General features: G+C 70.1%; 17 protein-coding genes and 1 pseudogene. 15 read left to right on the top strand and 3 right to left on the bottom strand.

Annotation, left to right across the window (positions count from 1 at the left end; genetic code table 11):
* Positions 1–74: 74 nt before the first annotated feature.
* Positions 75–1,280 carry an erythromycin esterase family protein gene (locus ACZ7L9_RS16500; protein ID WP_471415853.1) on the bottom strand — a complete coding sequence of 402 codons (1,206 nt, stop codon included), beginning with the start codon at positions 1,278–1,280 and terminating at the stop codon, positions 75–77.
* A gap of 58 nt (positions 1,281–1,338) precedes the next feature.
* Here ACZ7L9_RS16500 and ACZ7L9_RS16505 point away from each other — a divergent pair, with 58 nt between their 5' ends.
* Together ACZ7L9_RS16505 and ACZ7L9_RS16510 are read left to right on the top strand one after the other, a co-directional pair.
* Positions 1,339–2,088: a TioE family transcriptional regulator gene (locus ACZ7L9_RS16505; RefSeq protein ID WP_471415854.1), complete on the top strand. Its 750-nt coding sequence runs from the start codon at positions 1,339–1,341 to the stop codon at positions 2,086–2,088.
* A 302-nt stretch (positions 2,089–2,390) separates the two neighbouring features.
* Positions 2,391–2,783, top strand: a complete 393-nt coding sequence (locus tag ACZ7L9_RS16510; protein ID WP_471415855.1) for a VOC family protein — start codon at positions 2,391–2,393, stop codon at positions 2,781–2,783.
* Here the strand turns inward: ACZ7L9_RS16510 and ACZ7L9_RS16515 are convergent.
* A pseudogene (locus ACZ7L9_RS16515) lies at positions 2,723–3,497 on the bottom strand (DUF6597 domain-containing transcriptional factor). The gene ACZ7L9_RS16510 and the pseudogene ACZ7L9_RS16515 sit on opposite strands and share 61 nt — an antisense overlap.
* Before the next feature lie 92 nt (positions 3,498–3,589).
* On the opposite strand from ACZ7L9_RS16515, the gene ACZ7L9_RS16520 reads away from it, so the two are divergent.
* Positions 3,590–3,985 (top strand): CU044_2847 family protein, encoded by a 396-nt coding sequence (locus ACZ7L9_RS16520; protein ID WP_471415856.1) that lies wholly within the window; start codon positions 3,590–3,592, stop codon positions 3,983–3,985.
* A gap of 13 nt (positions 3,986–3,998) precedes the next feature.
* Here ACZ7L9_RS16520 and ACZ7L9_RS16525 read toward each other — a convergent pair whose 3' ends face one another.
* Positions 3,999–5,231: a YihY/virulence factor BrkB family protein gene (locus tag ACZ7L9_RS16525; RefSeq protein WP_471415857.1), complete on the bottom strand. Its 1,233-nt coding sequence runs from the start codon at positions 5,229–5,231 to the stop codon at positions 3,999–4,001.
* 17 nt (positions 5,232–5,248) lie between these two features.
* Here ACZ7L9_RS16525 and ACZ7L9_RS16530 point away from each other — a divergent pair, with 17 nt between their 5' ends.
* The 12 genes from ACZ7L9_RS16530 (at position 5,249) to ACZ7L9_RS16585 (ending at position 16,560) form a co-directional block, all read left to right on the top strand.
* The gene (locus tag ACZ7L9_RS16530; RefSeq protein WP_471415858.1) at positions 5,249–6,886 is read left to right on the top strand and encodes an acyl-CoA dehydrogenase family protein; all 1,638 of its coding nucleotides are present in this window, start codon (positions 5,249–5,251) and stop codon (positions 6,884–6,886) included.
* 202 nt (positions 6,887–7,088) lie between these two features.
* Entirely contained in the window at positions 7,089–7,682 is a 594-nt protein-coding gene (locus tag ACZ7L9_RS16535; RefSeq protein WP_471415859.1) for a GNAT family N-acetyltransferase, read from the top strand.
* 179 nt (positions 7,683–7,861) lie between these two features.
* Positions 7,862–7,945 carry a putative leader peptide gene (locus ACZ7L9_RS16540; RefSeq protein WP_317864749.1) on the top strand — a complete coding sequence of 28 codons (84 nt, stop codon included), beginning with the start codon at positions 7,862–7,864 and terminating at the stop codon, positions 7,943–7,945.
* A gap of 114 nt (positions 7,946–8,059) precedes the next feature.
* Positions 8,060–9,757 carry a nitrite/sulfite reductase gene (locus ACZ7L9_RS16545; protein ID WP_471415860.1) on the top strand — a complete coding sequence of 566 codons (1,698 nt, stop codon included), beginning with the start codon at positions 8,060–8,062 and terminating at the stop codon, positions 9,755–9,757.
* On the top strand, positions 9,754–9,933 hold the full coding sequence (locus tag ACZ7L9_RS16550; protein ID WP_397797682.1) for a hypothetical protein: 180 nt from the start codon (positions 9,754–9,756) through the stop codon (positions 9,931–9,933). Before ACZ7L9_RS16545 ends, ACZ7L9_RS16550 begins: the two co-directional genes overlap by 4 nt.
* Entirely contained in the window at positions 9,930–10,631 is a 702-nt protein-coding gene (locus ACZ7L9_RS16555; protein WP_471415861.1) for a phosphoadenylyl-sulfate reductase, read from the top strand. Before ACZ7L9_RS16550 ends, ACZ7L9_RS16555 begins: the two co-directional genes overlap by 4 nt.
* 23 nt (positions 10,632–10,654) lie before the next feature.
* A complete protein-coding gene (gene cysC, locus ACZ7L9_RS16560) occupies positions 10,655–11,200 on the top strand; it encodes an adenylyl-sulfate kinase (protein ID WP_471415862.1) in 546 nt (181 codons plus the stop codon).
* Entirely contained in the window at positions 11,197–12,132 is a 936-nt protein-coding gene (gene cysD / locus ACZ7L9_RS16565; protein WP_471415863.1) for a sulfate adenylyltransferase subunit CysD, read from the top strand. Before cysC ends, cysD begins: the two co-directional genes overlap by 4 nt.
* A complete protein-coding gene (locus ACZ7L9_RS16570; RefSeq protein ID WP_471415864.1) occupies positions 12,133–13,500 on the top strand; it encodes a sulfate adenylyltransferase subunit 1 in 1,368 nt (455 codons plus the stop codon).
* 235 nt (positions 13,501–13,735) lie between these two features.
* Positions 13,736–14,851, top strand: a complete 1,116-nt coding sequence (locus ACZ7L9_RS16575) for an aliphatic sulfonate ABC transporter substrate-binding protein (RefSeq protein WP_471415865.1) — start codon at positions 13,736–13,738, stop codon at positions 14,849–14,851.
* Positions 14,852–14,891: 40 nt separating this feature from the next.
* Positions 14,892–15,683 carry an ABC transporter ATP-binding protein gene (locus ACZ7L9_RS16580; protein WP_471415866.1) on the top strand — a complete coding sequence of 264 codons (792 nt, stop codon included), beginning with the start codon at positions 14,892–14,894 and terminating at the stop codon, positions 15,681–15,683.
* Entirely contained in the window at positions 15,670–16,560 is an 891-nt protein-coding gene (locus tag ACZ7L9_RS16585; protein WP_471415867.1) for an ABC transporter permease, read from the top strand. Before ACZ7L9_RS16580 ends, ACZ7L9_RS16585 begins: the two co-directional genes overlap by 14 nt.
* The last annotated feature ends 7 nt before the right edge of the window (positions 16,561–16,567 follow it).

The following is a 16,567-nucleotide window of genomic DNA, read 5'->3' on the forward strand; positions in this document are numbered from 1 at the left end:
GGGGATGACTGACGACAACGCTGCGAGGTGCGGTGCCGGGGCACGCGAGCCCGGCGTGATCCAAACGAGAGGCCCTAGCTCTGCGGGACGTCCTTGACGAACACGATGCCGTCGCTGTCCGCCAGGTGGGCCGGGTCGAGCGGGGCATAGCCGAACCAGGGCGATACGCGGGGCGCGGGCCGCGTATCGCCGAGGGCGGTGGCAAGCCGTCGGGTGTCGATGACGCAGCGGTCCTCCGGGAGCGCGTGCAGGAGTCCTTCGACGGTGTCCGGGGGCGGGGTGTCCACTCCCTGGTGCCGGATCGTGCCGAGGGCGGTGGCCACGAAGGCGTACCCCTCGCCGAGCTGGGCGCTCACCAGTGCACCGGCGCTCCACCACTCCACCGGCCCCTCCCACATCCGCATCGTGCTCTTCTCCCGCTGGAGATGGGAGTTGTGGGCGTGGACGAGTGCCGGGCCCCGTTCGGCGAGGGCGAGGAGGTTGTGGGCCATCATCTGACCCCGCAGGCCCACCAGCCGGGTCATGCGGGCCGGTGAGGCGTCGGCCATCCAGTAGTGGTAGCGCAGCAGGCCGGTGGCGGTACGCGCGTACAGGCGCGCACGGTCCCAGTCGTCTGGCGAGGTCGCCGTGATCAGGTGCGGCCTCTGCTCGTCGAGTAGCGCCACCAGATCGTCGGCGAGCAGTCGCAGCTGGCCGGCCTCGGCCGACTGCCCCACGGACTGGGCCGGGTCCGTCATCGCGGCGGAATTGGTCCACCGGTCGTCGGTGCCGAGCAGGCGGTCGAGTGTGTCCACGGTGCAGGGGAGCAGGTCCGCGTCCCCCCAGGCCGAGAGATAACCGTGGAGTGCGGTGAGGGCCTGCCGGGGGCTCGCGGCGCCGGTCATCTCCAGCGGGCCGTCGAAACCAGCGAAGCGGAGCCGCTCGGACGCGGGCCGGCTGTCGTTGTACGCGCGCATCCAGCGCACCAGCTCACGGTTGGGCGCGGACACGTTGAACCACCCGTGGCTGAAGCCGCGCTCCATGACCTCGTCGAGGGTGCCCGTGCCCGAGGTGACGTAGTCGTCTACGACCAGGCCCATCATGCAGTCGCTCTCGATCGCGATCGTCCGGTACCCCTCCTGCTCGACGAGCTGCCGGAAGAGCTCGTTGCGCAGGTCGAGCAGAGTGTGCTCGCCGTGGGCGGGCTCGCCCAGGGCGAGCAGCCGCGGCCGCGCCGGAAGCAGCCTCATGACGGCGGCAGCCTCGACGGCGTGGGCGGCATTCGTGATGTCAGTAGCCATGCCTTCAACGGTATCGTTGAACTTTCGGTTGAAACTTTCGCACGATATCGGCGGGATCATGGGGCAAAACCTTCAAAACGGCGAGCGGCTCAGGCCGGTTGATCTCGCACGCGGGCACGGTCTGTCCACGCAGGCGATCAGGAACTACGAGGAAGCCGGCATCCTGCCGGCCGCCGGTCGCACACCCCACGGCTACCGCACCTATACCTCGCTGCACGCGGGGGCCCTGCGCGCGTTTCTTGCCCTGGTGCCCGGCCACGGCCACCAGACGGCGACCTCGATCATGCGGGCCGTGAACCAGGGGGCGGCCGATGAGGCGTTCCGCCTCATCGACGCCGGCCACGCCCAGCTTCTCGACGACCGGCGGACCCTCCAGGCCGTGGAGAGCGCCCTCCGTGACCTGGAGCCCACCACTGCGCCGAAGCCCGGTGCGGGGTCCGAGCCGGCCGCGGTGTCCGGGCTCGGCGGCACGTTCATCGGGCCGCTGGCAGACAAGCTCGGAATCCGGCCCGCGACACTGCGCAAATGGGAGCACGCCGGGCTGGTGCGCCCGCGCCGCGACCCGCGGACCGGGTACCGCGTCTACGACGAGGCCGACGTACGGGACGCCCGGCTGGCCCACCAGCTCAGGCGGGGCGGCTACCTGCTGGAGCAGATCGCCCCGCTGATCGCCCAGGTGCGGGCGGCCAGCGGGCTGGAGCCACTGGAGGCCACGCTGTGCGACTGGCGCGGCCGGCTGTCCGCCCGCGGGCGGGCGATGCTGACCGGGGCCGCAGAGCTGGAGGCGTACCTCCGCAAGCGCGGATGAGAAAGAAGAACCGCTCCGACTCCGTACGGGACGGCGCCCCGTTGTACGCCGCATACCTTGCGGCCTGCTCATCCGTCAGAAACTCGACCGGCACCCCGGATCTCCAGACAGTCAGTGATCAACGACTGCCGAAGACTCCGCTCCCGCTGAACCCCAGGTCGAAGCGCTTACGGGCGCGTGCAGGGCTTACGACCTCCCCCACGATAGGGAGCGGATCAGCGAGCGGTGTCGCGCGGCTCCGGACCGCGGCCCATGTCCGTTCCGTACAAGACCCGTGGGGACGACCGGCCTAGGGTCGAGGCATGACTCCACGCATGGACGCGATCGGCGTCATCACCGCGGATCTGGCCGCATCGCTCACCTTCTACCGTCGGCTCGGTCTCGACATCCCCGCCGACGCGGAATCCGCACCCCACGTCGAAGTGACGCTCCCGGGCGGGCAGCGTCTGCTCTGGGACACCGAAGAGGTCATCCGGTCGTTCGACCCCCGATGGACCGCGCGGCACGGCGGGGAACGCCTCGGGCTCGCCTTTCTCTGCGACAGCCCGGCGGAAGTGGACGCGGTGTACGACGACCTGACGGGCGCCGGTTACCGGGGACATCTGAAGCCGTGGGACGCGGTGTGGGGGCAGCGTTACGCGGTGGTCCTCGATCCGGACGGGTGCGCGGTGTCGTTGTTCGCGGGCAACGGCTGAGACCGGGGCCCGGCCTCATCACGACGCGAGGTAGGCGGTCAGGGTGGTCCCGGCCAGGTCACGCATCTCCCGTGCGAGATGGGCCTGGTCGGTGCAGCCCGCTTCGGCCGCCGCCTCGGCGTACGGTGTTCCGGACCGGGCGAGGGTGAGCGCACGCTGGAGCCGCAGGACCCGGGCGAGCGTCTTGGGCCCGTAGCCGAAGGCCGCGAGTGAACGGCGGTGCAGCTGACGCGCGCCGAGGCCGACCGTCCGCGCGGTATCCGCGACGGACCGGCCATGACCGAGCTGCGTGGCGACGGACCGCATCAGCGGGTCCGGCGGTGCGGTGTCGGCCGCCCGCCGCAGGGCGATGGTCTCCAGTGCGGCGGCGGTATCGGGGGCTTCGGCGATCCGTTCGGTGAGTACGCGGACCAGCGCGCCCGGCCACAGGTCCGCGAGGGCGACCCGGCGGTCGCGCAGTTCGTGCGCGGGTACACCGAGGAGCGCGGGGGCCGTGCCGGGCGCGAAACGGATCCCGGTGTACTGCCCGCCGGTACCGACGGCCGACGTGCCGGCATGGGTGTCGGGGCCCGCGACGAGCAACTGTCCGTCGATCCAGAGCAGGTCCATGCAGCCGTCGGGCAGTACCGCGTGGACCGATCCCTCCGGCACGCACAGGGTCCACACGGTCGCACCGTCGAACCGCGACGCCCGCTCTTCGTACGTGTCGCCCATGCCGCACACGCTAATCTCGTCCCCATCTCGTCGGAGACATCTCGTCGGAGACATCTCGTCGGAGAACGGAATCAGCTTCCTGGGGGCGGGCCATGACAGCACTGATGGAGTTCACCACCGACAGCGGTGCGACGGTGACGGTCGAGGTCGACCGTCATACACCGGGTGCGCAGCTGGTCGCGTTGGGCGACGACAACACCCTGGCCAGGGCGGGGCGTACGTTCGACAGCGCACTCACGGGAATCCGTTCGGCCGCCGAGTCCGCGCTCGCCGTGTTCCGGGACGGCGCACTCAAACCGGACGGTGTGGAGCTGGAATTCGGGGTGAAGATCACGGCGGAGGCCGGGGCCGTGATCGCCAAGAGCGCGGTCGAGGGCCATTTGGTGGTCAAGCTGTCCTGGTCCCCCGGCACGACACCGGCACCTCCGACGACTCCCGCGACGCCGGCCGCCACCGTACCGGCGCCCACGGCCCCACCCGCCGATTGACCGACTGCCGACGTCACCCCTCGGACGGACTGTCCGGCTCTTCCGGCTTGCTCATGTCCGGCCTGTCCGCGTTCTGCCTGTCCGGGTCCGGCTTGTCCGACTCCTTGTCGCGGCTCGGCTGCAGCCTGGACTTCACATCGTCCGGCGGCAGGAACCTCGACCACCGCTCCGGGAACTCGGACGGCATGTAGGGACTCTCGCCGACGTCGTCATCGTCATCGTCGTAGTCCCCGTCCGCGTCCCCGTCCCTGCTCTCCGCCTGCGCCCGCGCGACGAGCTCTGCGGCCTGAGCCGCGCGTATCCGCTCATTCGCCGCACGCGCCGCGGCCGTCGCCAGCGAGGGCCACACCCGGTCGATCGCGGCATTGACCGCCGCGCCCACCAGCACCGCGAACGCGGAGACGCCGATCCACAGCAGGACGGCGATCGGGGCCGCCAACGATCCGTAGATCGTCGGCCCCTCGACCGTACTGGTGAGGTAGATCCGCAGCAGAAAACTGCCGAGCACCCACATCGCGAGCGCCACCAGCGCACCGGGGACGTCCTCGATCCACGGCGAACGGACCGGTACGGACACGTGATAGAGCGTCGTCAGGAACGCGATCGACAGCAGGATCACCAGCGGCCAGTACAGAATGCTTATGAGCTCGGTGCCCCACGGTATGAACTCCACGACCCGGTCCGGGCCGACCACGAGCAGCGGCAGCACGACGGCGCCGAGCAGCAGCGCGATCACGTACAGCAGGAAGGAGAGCAGCCGCGTCTTGACGATGCCGCGCTGGCCGTCGAGGCCGTACATCACCGTGATCGTGTCGATGAAGACGTTGACCGCGCGGGATCCGGACCAGAGCGCGATCGCGAAGCCGATGGAGATGACATCGGGCCGGGCGCCGGTGGTGACGTCCGCGAGGAGCGGTCTGGCGAAGTCGTTCACGCCCCGCTGGCTGAGCACCGTCTGGGCGGCGTTGAGGATGTTGCGCTCGATGGAGGCGACCGTGGTGGTGTTGGTCCATTCGTCGACGTATCCGAGCAGCCCGATCAGGCCGAGCAGCAGCGGGGGCAGGGACAGCAGGGTGAAGAACGCCGCCTCGGCGGCGAGTCCCAGAATGCGGTACTCCATGCACGAGTTGACGGTGTCCTTGAGCAACTGCCAGACCATCTGCCGCTTGGATACGTTGCGGTAGAGGACCCTGGCCCGGTGGAGCCGCCCGGATGGCCGCTCGGGTGTTTCGTTTGCTGCCTGCACGTCCTTACCGTATCGGCATGGCAGCCACCACTCACACCGTGTTCAACCAGGTACCGCCGCTGGTCGGCTACGACGTATTCGGCGCCGACCTCGCGCTCACCGAGGCGGTACGACGTCATATGTCGCCCGAACTGCTCACCGAGGCCCGGGGCGGGCTCAGTGAGCTGGGCAGGGCCGCGGGCTCCGCGCAGGCACAGGCGTGGGGGGCGCAGGCGAACGAGAATCCGCCGGTGCTGCGTACCCACGACCGGTACGGGAATCGCATCGACGAGGTGGAGTTCCACCCGGCCTGGCACCGGCTGCTGGGGCATGCGGTCGGCGCGGGCCTGACCGACGCCTGGGGCAGGCCCGGCGGTCATGTGCGGCGGGCGGCCGGCTTCATGGTGTGGACGCAGGCCGAGGCGGGGCACGGCTGCCCGCTGTCGATGACGCACGCGGCGGTGCCCGCGCTGCGGACCGATCCGGCGCTGGCCGCCGAGTGGGAGCCGCTGCTGACCTCGACCGTGTACGAGCAGGGGCTGCGGCCCGCCGCACAGAAGGCCGGTGTGCTCTTCGGGATGGGCATGACGGAGAAGCAGGGCGGCACCGACGTCCGGTCCAACACGACGCGGGCCGAGCCGCTGTCCGCGGCGGGCGAGTATCTGCTCACCGGGCACAAGTGGTTCTGTTCGGCGCCGATGTCCGACGGCTTCCTGGTGCTGGCGCAGGCGCCTGGCGGCCTGACCTGTTTTCTGCTGCCCCGGGTGCTGCCCGACGGCACCCGCAACCCGTTCGCGATCCAGCGGCTGAAGGACAAGCTGGGCAACCGGTCCAACGCGTCGAGCGAGGTCGAGTTCGACGGGACGTGGGCGCGCCGGGTCGGCGACGAGGGGCGCGGGGTGCGCACCATCATCGAGATGGTGGCGGCGACGCGACTGGACTGTGTGGTCGGTTCGGCGGCGCTGATGCGGCAGGCGGTGGCGCAGGCGATCCACCACTGCACCTACCGCAGCGCGTTCGGCGGGGCGCTGATCGAGAAGCCACTGATGCGCAATGTGCTGGCCGATCTGGCACTGGAGTCGGAGGCGGCGACGGCGCTGGCGCTGCGGCTGGCCGCGGCGTACGACGCGGACACGGAGAGTGAGCGGGCCCTCCTGCGGATCGCGGTGCCGACGGCGAAGTACTGGGTGACGAAGCGGTGCGCGCCGATGGTGGGCGAGGCGCTGGAGTGTCTCGGCGGCAACGGTTACGTCGAGGAGTCCGGGATGCCGCGACTGCTGCGGGAGGCGCCGCTCAACTCGATCTGGGAGGGCTCGGGGAACGTACAGGCGCTGGATGTGCTGCGGGCGCTGCAGCACGAGCCGATGGCGCTGAACGCGTTCCTCCAGGAGATCGGCAGGGCGCGCGGCGCCGATCACCGGCTGGACAGGGCGGTCAAGGACATGCTGACGGAATTCGCGGATCTGACCGGGATCGAGGCGCGGGCCCGCAGACTGGTCGAGCGGATGGCACTCGTGTTGCAGGGTTCGCTGCTGGTGCGCTGGGCGCCGCCGGAGGTCGCCGACGCGTTCTGCGCGTCACGGCTGGGCGGGGACTGGGGCACGGCCTTCGGGACGCTGCCGCACAGCCTCGCTCTGGCATCGGTGGTGGAACGGGCACGGCCCGTCGAGCGTTAGGGCCTCCCGTACAGCGACGGAGGGTGGTGCTGCGCCGACACGGCACCAGCCTCCATGCTCTGCACATCGAGCGGCGGAGCGCAGGCTCCGCCGTCCGGTGTTCCGTCACTCCCGTACGGACCCGCACCCCCACGCCAGTGCCGTCGTCCGGGCCGCGGGACCGGCTTGGGTAGGGCCCGCGCGGCATGGTTACCTGGCAGTCATGAGCAACCCCGCGCGCACCGCCGACACCACCGCCGAGGTGACCATCTGGTCCCTGGAACAGACCTCCCCCGACGATCTGCGCCCCGCCGCGGTCCCTCAGGGCGATGTACGGATCGTCCGGTCCGAGGTGCCGCTGCCCGAGTTCAGCCGGTTCCTGTACACGGCGGTCGGCGGCGACATCCAGTGGACGGACCGGCTCACGATGACATACGCGCAGTGGCAGGAGGCCCTGGACCGGCCCGGGGCGGAGACCTGGGTGGCGTACGCGAACGGGACGCCGGCCGGCTACATCGAGCTGGACCCGCAGGACGACGGCGTGGTCGAGGTCATGTACTTCGGGCTGATACCCGCATTCCGGGGGCGCCGGATCGGCGGCCATCTGCTCTCGTGCGGGGTCGCCCGCGCCTGGGACCTGGCGGAGCGCTGGCCGGAGCGGACGCCGACGAAGCGGGTGTGGCTGCACACCTGCTCCAAGGACGGTCCGCACGCCATGGACAACTATCTGCGGCGCGGCTTCCGGCTCTTCGACACGAAGGTGGAGCGGGAGCCCGAGGTGGCGACGCCCGGGCCGTGGCCGGGAGCGAAGCGGTAGTACGCGGGCAACGGAGCGGCGGCTTCCGGCGACAGGTGGGGCAATTTCGGCCATTACGGGCGGCCAACAGCCCGCGCGGATCAGGTGACGGGCACCACGCGTCTCGCATGGCGGGACACTCAAGTCCACATCATGGATAGAGGTGGACTGCTCCGAGATTCGCGTGACACGCTTCCGTCATGCCTGGAACTGGAATCGCCTTGGTGAGTCGACGCCACGTCGACCTCGGCCGCGTGTCCAGCGCCATCTGTCCGGCGAGCTGAGAGTCCCAGCACCGCCGCGATCCCCTTTTCTCTGCCAGCCCTGCGCACCGCCGCGCCTCAGCGCGAGTGTGCAGTTCAGAGCCGCCCTCCCGCAGTCCCGAAGGACGTACCGTCATGGCCGCTACCCCGGAACAGCCTGCGCCCGTCACGCCCCGCCGCAAGGCCGGACGCCACCGTGGCGAAGGCCAGTGGGCCGTGGGGCACCACACTCCGCTCAATGGCAATGAGCAGTTCAAGAAGGACGACGACGGTCTCAATGTACGGACACGCATTGAGACGATCTACGCCAAGCGCGGTTTCGACTCGATCGACCCCAACGACCTTCGTGGACGCATGCGTTGGTGGGGCCTGTACACCCAGCGCAAGCCCGGCATCGACGGCGGCAAGACCGCGGTCCTGGAGCCGGAGGAGCTGGACGACAAGTACTTCATGCTGCGGGTCCGGATCGACGGCGGCCGGCTGACCACCGCGCAGCTGCGGGTCATCGGCGAGATCTCGCAGGAGTACGCACGCGGCACCGCGGACATCACCGACCGGCAGAACATCCAGCTGCACTGGATCCGCATCGAGGACGTCCCGGCGATCTGGCAGAAGCTGGAGGCCGTCGGGCTCTCCACCACCGAGGCCTGCGGCGACTGCCCCCGCGTGATCATCGGCTCCCCCGTGGCGGGGATCGCCGCCGACGAGATCATCGACGGCACACCCGCCGTCGACGAGATCCACGACCGCTACATCGGCGACAAGGAATTCTCCAACCTGCCGCGCAAGTTCAAGACCGCGATCTCGGGCTCGCCGCTGCAGGACGTGGTGCACGAGATCAACGACATCGCGTTCGTCGGCGTGGTCCACCCCGAGCACGGTCCGGGTTTCGACGTCTGGGTCGGTGGCGGTCTCTCCACCAATCCGCGGCTCGCCGAGCGGCTCGGTGCCTGGGTACCGCTCGACGAGGTTCCGGACGTCTGGGCCGGAGTCGTCGGCATCTTCCGCGACTACGGGTACCGGCGGCTGCGCAACCGCGCCCGGCTGAAGTTCCTGATGGCCGACTGGGGTCCCGCGAAGTTCCGCCAGGTGCTGGAGGACGAGTACCTGAAGCGTCCGCTGATCGACGGGCCCGCGCCCGAGCAGCCCAGCAGCCGCTGGCGTGACCACGTGGGTGTGCACCAGCAGCAGGACGGCCGTTTCTACGTCGGTTTCGCACCCAGGGTCGGCCGCGTGGACGGGTCCACCCTCGCCGAGATCGCCGAGCTGGCCGCCGCGCACGGCTCGGACCGGCTGCGCACCACCGTCGAGCAGAAGATGCTCATCCTCGACGTGGCGCAGGACCAGGTGGACTCCCTGGTCGCCGGACTGGAGGCGCTCGACTTCCAGGTGAAGCCGTCGCCGTTCCGCCGTGGCACGATGGCCTGCACCGGCATCGAGTTCTGCAAGCTGGCGATCGTCGAGACGAAGGCGCGCGGCGCCTCGCTCATCGACGAACTGGAGCGCCGGCTGCCGGACTTCGACGAGCCGCTCACCATCAACCTCAACGGCTGCCCCAATGCCTGCGCCCGTATCCAGACCGCCGACATCGGCCTCAAGGGCCAGCTCGTGCTGGACGACGACGGCAATCAGGTCGAGGGCTACCAGGTCCACCTGGGCGGCGCCCTGGGACTGGAGGCCGGGTTCGGCCGCAAGGTCCGTGGTCTGAAGGTCACTTCGGCCGATTTGCCCGACTACGTCGAGCGGGTCCTGGGCCGATTCCAGGAGGAGCGCGAGGACGGCGAGCGGTTCGCGACGTGGGCGGCGCGGGCCAGTGCGGAGTCGCTGTCATGAGCGAACGCGCCGCACCGTTCCACTGCCCCTACTGCGGCGACGAGGACCTGCGCCCGCACGAGAGTGGCCACGGCGCCTGGGAATGCGCTTCGTGCAACCGCGCTTTCCAGCTCAAGTTCCTGGGTCTGCTGACCCGGGGACTGCAGCGCAACGACGTTGAACGGGAGGGGATATGACGGACACTCTGCAGAGCGATGGGCTCAAGAGCCTGGCCGAACGCGCGGGCCGGGAGCTGGAGAACGCCTCCCCGCTGGAAATCCTGAAGTGGGCCGCCGACGCCTTCGGCAAGCGGTTCTGCGTCACCTCGTCCATGGAGGACGCGGTCGTCGCCCACCTCGCCTCGCGCGCCTTTCCCGGCGTCGACGTGGTCTTCCTCGACACCGGCTACCACTTCCCCGAGACGATCGGGACCCGCGACGCGGTCGAAGCCGTGATGGACGTCCACGTCATCACGCTCACCCCGCCGCAGACCGTGGCCGAGCAGGACGCCGCGTACGGGCCGAAGCTGCACGACCGCGACCCCGACCTGTGCTGCAAGCTGCGCAAGGTCAACCCCCTCGAGGAGGGCCTGACTTCGTACACGGCCTGGGCGACCGGGCTGCGCCGCGACGAGTCCCCGACCCGGGCGAACACCCCGGTCGTCGGCTGGGACGAGAAGCGGCAGAAGGTCAAGATCTCGCCGATCGCCCGCTGGACCCAGGACGACGTGGACGCGTACGTGGCGGAGCACGGCGTCCTCACCAACCCGCTGCTGATGGACGGATACGCCTCCGTCGGCTGCGCGCCCTGCACCCGCCGGGTGCTGGAGGGCGAGGACGCACGCGCCGGGCGCTGGGCCGGCCGGGGCAAGACCGAGTGCGGACTGCACGACTGATGACGACTGATCAGGAGACTTCGATGAGCGTGACGGAGACGGGCGCCACCATCTGGCTGACCGGTCTGCCGAGCGCGGGCAAGACCACCATCGCGTACGAACTCGCCGGGCGACTGCGCGGCGAGGGCCACCGCGTGGAGGTCCTCGACGGCGACGAGATCCGGGAGTTCCTCTCCGCGGGTCTCGGTTTCTCCCGCGCGGACCGGCACACCAACGTCCAGCGGATCGGCTTCGTCGCCGAGCTGCTGGCGGCCAACGGCGTGAAGGTGCTGGTCCCGGTCATCGCCCCGTACGCGGACAGCCGGGACGCGGTACGGGGGCGGCACCAGGCCGGGGGGACCGCGTATCTGGAGGTACACGTCGCGACCCCGGTCGAGGTGTGCTCCGTACGCGATGTGAAGGGCCTCTACGCCAAGCAGGCGGCGGGCGAGATCAGTGGGCTCACCGGGGTCGACGACCCGTACGAGGTGCCGGAGTCGCCGGACCTGCGGATCGAGTCGCACCGGCAGACCGTGCAGGAGTCCGCGGCGGAGCTGTACGCGCTGCTGAGCGAGAGGGGTGCGGCATGACGACCGTCGCGACTGTGTCGGAAGGCACCGACAATCCGTACGCGCTCAGCCACCTGGACTCCCTGGAGTCCGAGGCGGTGCACATCTTCCGTGAGGTGGCGGGTGAGTTCGAGCGGCCGGTGATTCTCTTCTCCGGTGGCAAGGACTCGATCGTGATGCTGCATCTGGCGCTCAAGGCGTTCGCGCCCGCGCCGGTGCCGTTCACGCTGCTGCACGTCGACACGGGGCACAACTTCCCCGAGGTGCTGGAGTACCGCGACCGCACGGTGGCCCGGCACCGGCTGCGGCTCCATGTCGCCTCCGTGCAGGAGTACATCGACGCCGGGAAGCTCCGCGAGCGCCCGGACGGCACCCGCAACCCGCTGCAGACCGTGCCGCTGACCGAGGCGATCCAGCAGCACCGCTTCGACGCCGTGTTCGGCGGCGGTCGCCGCGACGAGGAGAAGGCACGCGCCAAGGAGCGGGTCTTCTCCCTGCGCGACGAGTTCTCCCAGTGGGACCCGCGCCGCCAGCGCCCCGAGCTGTGGCAGCTCTACAACGGCCGGCACGCCCCCGGTGAGCACGTCCGGGTCTTCCCGATCTCCAACTGGACCGAGCTGGACGTCTGGCAGTACATCGACCGTGAGGGCATCGAGCTCCCGGAGATCTACTTCGCCCATGAGCGCGAGGTCTTCAACCGCTCCGGCATGTGGCTGACCGCGGGCGACTGGGGCGGCCCCAAGGATGGCGAGCGGGTCGAGACCCGGCAGGTCCGCTACCGCACGGTCGGCGACATGTCGTGCACCGGCGCCGTCGACTCCGACGCCACGACGCTGGACGCCGTGATCACCGAGATCGCCGCCTCCCGGCTCACCGAACGGGGCGCGACGCGCGCCGACGACAAGATGTCCGAGGCCGCGATGGAAGACCGTAAGCGCGAGGGGTACTTCTAAATGACCACCACAAGCGAGCAGTTGTCGACCACCACCCTGCTGCGGTTCGCCACCGCGGGGTCCGTCGACGACGGCAAGTCCACCCTCGTGGGACGTCTGCTGCACGACTCCAAGTCCGTCCTCACCGACCAACTGGAGGCCGTCGAGCACGCCTCGCGCAGCCGGGGCCAGGAAGCGCCCGACCTGGCGCTGTTGACCGACGGCCTGCGGGCCGAGCGTGAGCAGGGCATCACCATCGATGTCGCCTACCGCTACTTCGCGACGCCGCGCCGCCGGTTCATCCTGGCCGACACCCCGGGGCATGTGCAGTACACCCGGAACATGGCGACCGGCGCCTCGACCGCCGAGCTGGCCGTCGTCCTGGTCGACGCCCGCAACGGCGTCGTCGAGCAGACCCGCCGCCACGCTGCCGTCGCCGCGCTGCTCCGCGTCCCGCACGTGGTGCTGGCCGTCAACAAGATGGACCTGGTCGACTACGCGGAGCCCGTCTTCGCCGCCATCGCCGAGGAGTTCACCGCGTACGCGGCGTCCCTGGGCGTTCCCGGCTGGGCGTCTGGGGGGAACCCCCAGGAAAACTGGTGTACCGCGATCCCGATCTCCGCACTGGCCGGTGACAACGTCGTGGAGCCGTCCGCCAACATGGACTGGTACGGCGGCCCCACCGTCCTGGAACACCTGGAGACGGTGCCCGTCAGCCACGACCTCACCGCCTGCCACGCCCGCTTCCCCGTCCAGTACGTCATCCGGCCGCAGACCGCCGAGCACCCCGACTACCGGGGCTACGCGGGACAGATCGCGGCCGGTGCGTTCCGCGTCGGCGAGACCGTCACCGTCCTGCCCTCGGGCCGCACGTCGGCGGTCACCGCGATCGACGCCCTCGGCGAGAGCGTGGACATCGCCTGGGCTCCCCAGTCCGTGACGATCCGGCTGGCCGACGACATCGACATCTCCCGCGGCGACCTGATCGCGCCGGCCGCCGACGCTCCGACGGTGACCCAGGACGTCGAGGCGACCGTCTGCCACGTCGCCGACCAGCCGCTCACCGTCGGGCAGCGGGTGCTGCTCAAGCACACCACCCGCACGGTCAAGGCGATCGTCAAGGACATCCCCTCGCGCCTCACACTCGACGACCTCTCCCAGCACCCGGCCCCCGGCCGGCTCGTCGCCAACGACATCGGCCGGGTCGTCGTCCGTACCGCGGAGCCGCTCGCGCTCGACGCGTACGCGGATTCCCGCCGCACCGGTTCCTTCCTGCTGATCGACCCGGCGGACGGCACCACGCTGACGGCCGGCATGGCCGGTGCCTCGTTCGCCGCCGTGGCGGAGACCGAGACCGCCGTGGCCGACGACGCCGAGTGGGACTTCTGATGGCCATCGACATCTACTCCACGTTCGCGAAGGAGGGCGGCCGCGTCGGCAGCGGCGCCCTCGGCAGCGGCCAGGGCGGGGTCGCGCGATGTGCGCGATGACGTACGCGCACCGCCTGCGCGCCCACCCGTACCAACCGCACCGCCAGTTCAGACGAAGACCCGCCGACTTCCCGGCCGTGTCCCCGTAAGTACCGAGGGCCGCGAGCACCGGGCCGACGAGAGGAAAGCCTCCCGTGTCTGTCCCCCGTACCACGCTGCGCCGCAGCCTCGCCGCTGCCGCCGCCCTGCCGCTGCTCGCCGTCGCGCTCACCGCCTGCGGCTACGGCTCCGAGGCGAAACAGGACGACGTCAAGGCGGCGGAGGCCCCGACCGGCGGCAAGAAGCTCTCCGCGGACACCGTGAAGATCGGCTATTTCCCGAACCTCACCCATGCCACGGCCCTGGTCGGCATCCAGGAAGGCATCATCGCCAAGGAGCTCGGCTCCACCGCGGTCGAGCCGTCGACGTTCAACGCCGGTCCGTCCGAGATCGAGGCGCTCAACGCGGGCTCGATCGACATCGGCTTCATCGGCCCCTCGCCCGCCATCAACGGCTTCACCAAGTCCAAGGGCAAGAGCCTGCGGATCATCGGCGGTGCGGCGTCCGGCGGGGTGAAGCTCGTCGTCAACCCGAAGAAGATCAAGACCCTGGACGACCTCAAGGGCAAGAAGATCGCCACACCGCAGCTCGGCAACACCCAGGACGTGGCCTTCCTCAACTGGATCTCCGAGAAGGGCTGGAAGGTCGACGCCGGCAGCGGCAAGGGCGACGTCTCCGTGGTCCGTACGGACAACAAGGTGACGCCGGACGCCTACCGCTCGGGTTCCATCGACGGCGCCTGGGTGCCCGAGCCGACCGCCTCCAAGCTGGTCGCCCAGGGCGCGAAGGAACTCCTCGACGAGTCGTCGCTCTGGCCGGACAAGAAGTTCGTGATCACGAACATCATCGTGTCGCAGAAATTCCTCGCCGAGCACCCGGACGTCGTCGAGGCGGTGCTGCGCGGCACGGTCGACACCAACGCGTGGATCAACACCAACCCGGAGAAGGCGAAGGCCTCCGCCAACACCGCGCTCAGGGAGCTGAGCGGCAAGGCGCTGCCGGCCGAGGTCCTCGACCCGGCGTGGAAGTCCGTTCAGTTCACCGACGACCCGCTGGCCGCCACGCTCGACACCGAGGCCGAGCACGCGGTGAAGGCCGGTCTGCTGGAGCGGACGGACCTGACGGGCATCTACGACCTGAAGCCGCTGAACAAGATCCTCAAGGCCACGGGCAAGCCCGAGGTCGCCGACGCCGGTCTCGGCGTCGAGTAGCAGCGTCCGGCACCGAAAAGGATTCCAGGAGGTGACGACCATGGCGACCACCACTCTCTCCAAGGCCGAGAGCCGTACGGCGGTCGGGCACGCAGCCCGCATCGACCACGTCTCGAAGTCCTTCGGCGGACCGGAGGGGCAGCAGCTCGTCCTGGACGACATCACACTCGATGTCGCTCCCGGCGAGTTCGTCACCCTCCTGGGCGCCTCCGGGTGCGGCAAGTCGACCCTGCTCAACCTGGTGGCCGGACTCGACCGCCCGACCGCGGGATCCATCGATACCCCCGGCGGGCGGCCGGCCCTGATGTTCCAGGAGCACGCCCTCTTCCCGTGGCTGACCGCGGGCAAGAACATCGAACTCGCGCTGCGGCTGCGCGGCGTGCCCAAGTCCGACCGCCGCACCGAGGCGGAGCGGCTGCTCGAACTCGTACGGCTCGGCGGCGCGCACGGGAAGCGGGTGCATGAGCTTTCGGGCGGTATGCGGCAGCGGGTGGCGATGGCCCGCGCACTCGCCCAGGACAGTCGACTGCTGCTGATGGACGAGCCGTTCGCCGCACTCGACGCCATCACCCGGGACGTGCTGCACGACGAGCTGACCCGGATCTGGCGCGAGACGAACGTCTCTGTCCTCTTCGTCACGCACAACGTGCGCGAGGCGGTCCGGCTCGCCGAGCGCGTCGTCCTGCTCTCGTCGCGGCCGGGCCGGATCGCCCGGGAGTGGACGGTGGACATCGACCAGCCGCGCCGCATCGAGGACACCGCGGTGGCCGAGCTGTCCGTAGAGATCACCGAACAACTGCGTGGGGAGATCCGCCGACATGGCCGGCACTGAGACCGCCGCCAAGGGCGCCGCCCAGGACCTGGCGGGCCTGGAGGCGGGGCTGGACGCACTCGACGCCGTGCGGGTGAGCCGGACCCCGGTCCGCGAGGTGCTGGTGCGCAAGGTGCTGCCGCCGGTCGTGGCCGTGGTCCTGGTGCTCGTCGTCTGGCAGATCCTGATCTGGGCGAAGGTCACCGACGACTACAAGCTGCCGTCGCCGTCCCTGGTGTGGGGCGAGGTGACCGACGCCTGGACGCAGGGCACCTTGCTCGGCTACATCTGGACCAGCGTCTCGCGCGGTCTGCTCGGCTTCCTGCTGGCGCTGGTCATCGGCACTCCGCTCGGGCTGCTGGTGGCGCGCGTCAAGCTGGTCCGCGCGGCGATCGGGCCGGTGCTCTCCGGGCTCCAGTCGCTTCCGTCGGTCGCCTGGGTGCCGCCCGCGGTGATCTGGCTGGGGCTCGACGACAGGATGATGTACGCGGTGATCCTGCTGGGCGCCGTCCCGTCGATCGCGAACGGCCTGGTCGCGGGCGTCGACCAGATCCCGCCGCTGCATCTGCGGGCCGGGAAGACGCTGGGCGCCACCGGGCTGCGCGGCACCTGGCACATCGTGCTGCCGGCCTCGCTGCCCGGGTATCTGGCAGGCCTGAAGCAGGGCTGGGCGTTCTCCTGGCGTTCGCTGATGGCCGCCGAGATCATCGCTTCCTCGCCCGACCTGGGGGTGGGCCTGGGCCAGTTGCTGGAACAGGGCCGGGAGACCAGCAGCATGTCGATGGTGTTCCTCGCCATCATCCTGATCCTCACCGTCGGCATCGCGATCGACCTGCTGATCTTCAGTCCGCTGGAGCGGTGGGTGCTGCGCAGCCGCGGCCTCCTCGTCAAGAACTGAGGACGAC

This window comes from Streptomyces sp. NPDC111516, from assembly GCF_055635345.1.

Excerpts from the sequence above, each read along its gene's own strand:
- ACZ7L9_RS16500 (WP_471415853.1), bottom strand. The coding sequence starts at position 1,280 with ATGGCTACTGACATCACGAATGCCGCCCACGCCGTCGAGGCTGCCGCC.
- ACZ7L9_RS16505 (WP_471415854.1), top strand. The coding sequence starts at position 1,339 with ATGGGGCAAAACCTTCAAAACGGCGAGCGGCTCAGGCCGGTTGATCTC.
- ACZ7L9_RS16510 (WP_471415855.1), top strand. The coding sequence starts at position 2,391 with ATGACTCCACGCATGGACGCGATCGGCGTCATCACCGCGGATCTGGCC.
- ACZ7L9_RS16520 (WP_471415856.1), top strand. The coding sequence starts at position 3,590 with ATGACAGCACTGATGGAGTTCACCACCGACAGCGGTGCGACGGTGACG.
- ACZ7L9_RS16530 (WP_471415858.1), top strand. The coding sequence starts at position 5,249 with ATGGCAGCCACCACTCACACCGTGTTCAACCAGGTACCGCCGCTGGTC.
- ACZ7L9_RS16535 (WP_471415859.1), top strand. The coding sequence starts at position 7,089 with ATGAGCAACCCCGCGCGCACCGCCGACACCACCGCCGAGGTGACCATC.
- ACZ7L9_RS16540 (WP_317864749.1), top strand. The coding sequence starts at position 7,862 with ATGCCTGGAACTGGAATCGCCTTGGTGAGTCGACGCCACGTCGACCTC.
- ACZ7L9_RS16545 (WP_471415860.1), top strand. The coding sequence starts at position 8,060 with ATGGCCGCTACCCCGGAACAGCCTGCGCCCGTCACGCCCCGCCGCAAG.
- ACZ7L9_RS16550 (WP_397797682.1), top strand. The coding sequence starts at position 9,754 with ATGAGCGAACGCGCCGCACCGTTCCACTGCCCCTACTGCGGCGACGAG.
- ACZ7L9_RS16555 (WP_471415861.1), top strand. The coding sequence starts at position 9,930 with ATGACGGACACTCTGCAGAGCGATGGGCTCAAGAGCCTGGCCGAACGC.
- cysC (WP_471415862.1), top strand. The coding sequence starts at position 10,655 with ATGAGCGTGACGGAGACGGGCGCCACCATCTGGCTGACCGGTCTGCCG.
- cysD (WP_471415863.1), top strand. The coding sequence starts at position 11,197 with ATGACGACCGTCGCGACTGTGTCGGAAGGCACCGACAATCCGTACGCG.
- ACZ7L9_RS16570 (WP_471415864.1), top strand. The coding sequence starts at position 12,133 with ATGACCACCACAAGCGAGCAGTTGTCGACCACCACCCTGCTGCGGTTC.
- ACZ7L9_RS16580 (WP_471415866.1), top strand. The coding sequence starts at position 14,892 with ATGGCGACCACCACTCTCTCCAAGGCCGAGAGCCGTACGGCGGTCGGG.
- ACZ7L9_RS16585 (WP_471415867.1), top strand. The coding sequence starts at position 15,670 with ATGGCCGGCACTGAGACCGCCGCCAAGGGCGCCGCCCAGGACCTGGCG.